Raw genomic sequence first — 3,817 nt, 5'->3', positions numbered from 1 at the left:
GCTGGGGAGGTCCAGGAGGTCCAGGAGGTCTAGGAGGCTGGGGAGGTCCAGGAGGTCCAGGAGGTCCAGGAGGTCCAGGAGGCTGGGGAGGTCCAGGAGGCTGGGGAGGTTCAGGAGGTCCAGGAGGTCCAGGAGGTCCAGGAGGCTGGGGAGGTCCAGGAGGCTGGGGAGGTTCAGGAGGCTGGGGAGGCCCAGGAAGCTGGGGAGGTAAAGCAGGTCTAGGAGGTTGGGGAGGTCCAGGCGGGCTGGGATTGTTTAGCAGTTTACTTGGCGGTGGACAAGGAGGTCTAGGCGGGCTGGGATTGCTTAGCAGTTTACTTGGCGGTGGCCAAGGAGGTCTAGGCGGGCTGGGATTGCTTGGAAGTTTACTTGGTGGTGGAAAGTGGTATTAATTAAAATGAAGACATGGAATGGCTTAGGGTTTTCTTAGAACAACCTAAGTTTTTTATTTCGATTGAATTTACAAATCTTTTATATAAGAACAAAAGAAATTTGCTATCCTATAATTGTGAAAGTAAACAGTAGGCACATGAGGGACGAGGAATTGACCTCGTTTTTTGTGTTTTTATGGATAGGAGATAACAAAGCTGCGTCCTTTTCGGAGGCAGCTTTGTTATTGCAACAAATACAATTAGTCGGGGAATACAATGATTTCCTTCATTTAAACAGCAATTTTTTTAATATGCTTGCAGTTTGAACATTTGTGAATATGAATTTCTTTGTACTTAGTGTCGTAAGAACCTTCAAACATGTACTTATGACCTTCCTGAAAGTAACATTTAATGCTTTTAAACCATTTCATAACAGTATCACTCACTTTTATAATTTGGAATTTTTAACCATTATTGTAAGGATGGCACTTTGTTCGAAAGCGCATTCATATTGATAAATATAAAAAAGCTGGTTGATTATCTAGCTCTTTATTACAAAGCTTTTCTATTAATGGTAAAAATGTTTTCAAGAATGAACATTCCAACGCTTTCTACTCCATGTTTATTAAGTTCCCGAAATAAGTTTTTATAATCACTGGCGGATAATTCACCGCAAACATAACTTTTTTTGAGATAGTCTAGTAATTCAATTACATGTAATGGTACTCGTTTTTTCATTAGTATAAACTGATGTATTAAGTCCTGTAGTAACACCCTGATTCAGCCTCCGTATAACATGTTGATATGTAAAAATCATACCATGAAACCGATTGCAAATTGATTATTCTGAAATTTCGAACTTCCGACATTTTTTAACAATATTCTTGATTTATTTCGACATGAAATTAGTATTTCATTTGTTGGAGCAAGTGTAATGTATGTATCCTTGTAATTACGAGGAAAATAATAGGGGAAGAAAGGAGGGATTAATTGATGAAGAGTCAACGAATTCCAGAACATAAAATGAATTTTACAGGTGAAGTAGGTCAAGCTCTTGAAAATACGGCTAATATTGAAACTCATAATACTGCTTCAGAAAAAGAAGCAGGAGCGAAGCAAATCAATCCTAAAGAGAAGAAGTAAAGAGCTAAGATCTACTTCAGGTTGATTTTATGAACTAAGGTAGACAACAATCCTACTAAACAAAAAGACAGTGAGCAACGTACAGGCTCCCTGTCTTTTTTGTGTTAAAACTGATAATTTGATGGAATAGAAACCTTAAAATACAAGCCGTAAGACCTTCAAATTCATTTGAATTCATGGATATATTTGAAATAAAGGGTTTACATAGGGGTCTGCAGCAATATGTTCAGGATAAATGAATCCAGTTGAATCACGTGGAAATTCGATCCCTATTTGTTTAAAACAAACGTCAACAAATTCGGAACAAATATACTCATTATTATCTACGTGCTTAGTTACACCTAAAACTATACGTGAGAGAATTTTTGCGATTTCGTCTTTATCATAATTTAAATTAAGTAAATCAGCTGCTTTGCCAAGCATTTTGTTTATACTTTCATGGTCAAATTCGGGAGCATCCAATGCTTGGTGTCGACCTATATATAGCGTTCCGTCATATGGCTTCTGGCTGTTTTCATAGTTATAGAGATAATGAGAAAGAGGAACTATTCTTACACCATCATCTTCCACACTTTCCATGACAAGAATACGCTCATTCCAAATAAATATGAAACCAACATGGCTAAATATAGAATTAGAAAATTGTTTGATTAATTCACTAATTAAATGATTACCACTGCAAAGAAGAATATCTCCTGTATTTATATTCATTCTTGCATTTTGATAAGACATCTTTTTTAAATTGTTAAATTTAGTAGTGCCCATTAATATTCCCCCTTTTAGTTGTTTTTTAACTTTGTGCATTATTTTTCATATCAAATGGTTGTTATATAATGTTTTAACTGTTTAATTCTATGCTGAGGAGTGGACAAGTGTTTGGACAGAAAACTAATTGCTATAAAAATAAATATTGAAAATATACATAGGAATGTCGTGAAAGCCACATACATAGAAGAGCTTAATATAGACTTATTAGCAGAGGAATTGATGGCTATAGTAGAGAGGCTTTTAATGGAAGAGAGGCAAAATAAATAACCAAAGCCTCTTTTCATTTTATCATTTTTAGCCGAGAATACCCCTTCCTCAAGGAGCGTGAAGGGCGAAGCCCAGTGAGTAGGGAGGGGATGAATCGGCTTTTTGCGGTAGCAAAACATATGTTTATATGGTAAAATATTCCTGTGTGGATTGCTCTTTGAAAACCTAAGATATGAGGTTGTTACAGGAAGTCTGTAACGTAAAATCTTAGACGTTCATTCGTCACACGCTCACCGAAGTAGCGAAAACCAAGCAGAGTAGGGAGCGTGTCCGGTTCAACGTACAAACATTAGCTTTCACCGTGGTACGGGTAGAGCCTGCTAAGAAACTGAACGATAGTTTGGTGTTCGCAGGAATCCCCCACTTCAAGCGTAGCTAAGTGGTGGGTAGTTCAACGTATCATAAAAAAATACAGGCAAGCATGAGGCCAGCCCGTTATTTTTATATCTGTAATTTAATTAAATGAAAGCTTCAACCTGCTGTTTCTGAGATTATCATTTATTTTGTAATGGAAGAGCAACAATATGGAACTGTTGGACGTCCACTCCGATTATATCGTATAGCAAGAGATGAATAAGGGGGTTCTCTCAGTTTATTAGACTCAAAGCACCAGACATTTACGTCTAGTGCTTTTTACTTTTGCATGAATGTCAGGTAACAGAAGTCCCTGATGTCTACAATTAATTAAATGGAAATCATAGAGAGCTGCCTGTAGTGAATTCACCTGTGCAGGCGTATCAAAAGGGCGCGCTTCTTGTTCATGAACAGATAGAACAATACCTAACTAACCAAGATCCTGGAACCATAGGAACATCCGGAGGTATACGACCGGAGCCTGGTACAAATATAGCGAACCGACAAGGAATTCGGAAGGGAAATGCTGCACGGGGGGGCTCGGTGTGACGTAATTGTAAATGATACATGTGAACTACCACGATCGTGGCTTCTGAAAAGAAGCCACATAGTCTCTAGTTTCGTCCCTTCGGGGTAAGTTCACCAGACTCAGTTAGGAGAAATCTCAGCTACGTTAATGAGGTCATGACACCTTCGGTTGACGCACCAGACCGTTGCTCTGTCGTCCGTGTTTAAGTAGGGCTGAGGTAAGGCTCGGTGACATGGATGTAAAAAGCCTTTTTAACTTTGTCGAGGTGAGGACGGATTCCTTATTTGGTCAAAGAATAGGGATACGCACAACCTGCCTTCGGGTAGAGATCTTATCTGAAAGGATGTTTTACATGGTTTACGTTCTAAATGTAGATGGAAAGCCA

The 3,817-nt window shown here is 38.7% G+C and carries 6 protein-coding genes; 4 read left to right on the top strand and 2 right to left on the bottom strand.

Features of this window, described 5'->3' with window-relative positions:
- On the top strand, positions 1-392 hold a 392-nt coding region (locus H540_RS34300), incomplete at its 5' end, for a hypothetical protein (protein ID WP_211241941.1).
- Between the two features lie 531 nt (positions 393-923).
- Here H540_RS34300 and yppF read toward each other — a convergent pair.
- Positions 924-1,145, bottom strand: a complete 222-nt coding sequence (gene yppF, locus H540_RS35810; protein ID WP_034672180.1) for a YppF family protein — start codon at positions 1,143-1,145, stop codon at positions 924-926.
- A gap of 219 nt (positions 1,146-1,364) precedes the next feature.
- Between yppF and H540_RS33740 the strand changes: the two genes are divergently transcribed.
- Positions 1,365-1,514 carry a hypothetical protein gene (locus H540_RS33740; RefSeq protein WP_155891172.1) on the top strand — a complete coding sequence of 50 codons (150 nt, stop codon included), beginning with the start codon at positions 1,365-1,367 and terminating at the stop codon, positions 1,512-1,514.
- Positions 1,515-1,688: 174 nt separating this feature from the next.
- Here the strand turns inward: H540_RS33740 and H540_RS0128310 are convergent, their stop codons facing one another.
- Positions 1,689-2,279, bottom strand: coding sequence for a YiiX/YebB-like N1pC/P60 family cysteine hydrolase (locus H540_RS0128310; protein ID WP_028403433.1), 591 nt, complete (start codon positions 2,277-2,279; stop codon positions 1,689-1,691).
- Between the two features lie 111 nt (positions 2,280-2,390).
- Here H540_RS0128310 and H540_RS33735 point away from each other — a divergent pair, with 111 nt between their 5' ends.
- Both H540_RS33735 and H540_RS0128300 read left to right on the top strand, forming a co-directional pair.
- Complete coding sequence (locus H540_RS33735; protein WP_155891171.1) at positions 2,391-2,549, top strand: hypothetical protein; 159 nt, start codon at positions 2,391-2,393, stop codon at positions 2,547-2,549.
- Positions 2,550-3,263: 714 nt separating this feature from the next.
- Positions 3,264-3,452, top strand: a complete 189-nt coding sequence (locus H540_RS0128300) for a hypothetical protein (protein ID WP_028403432.1) — start codon at positions 3,264-3,266, stop codon at positions 3,450-3,452.
- Positions 3,453-3,817 lie beyond the last annotated feature (365 nt).

This window comes from Ectobacillus panaciterrae DSM 19096, from assembly GCF_000430785.1.
GTDB classification, from domain to species: Bacteria; Bacillota; Bacilli; order Bacillales; family Bacillaceae_G; genus Ectobacillus; species Ectobacillus panaciterrae.
This window is presented reverse-complemented; position numbering and strand designations above follow the sequence as displayed.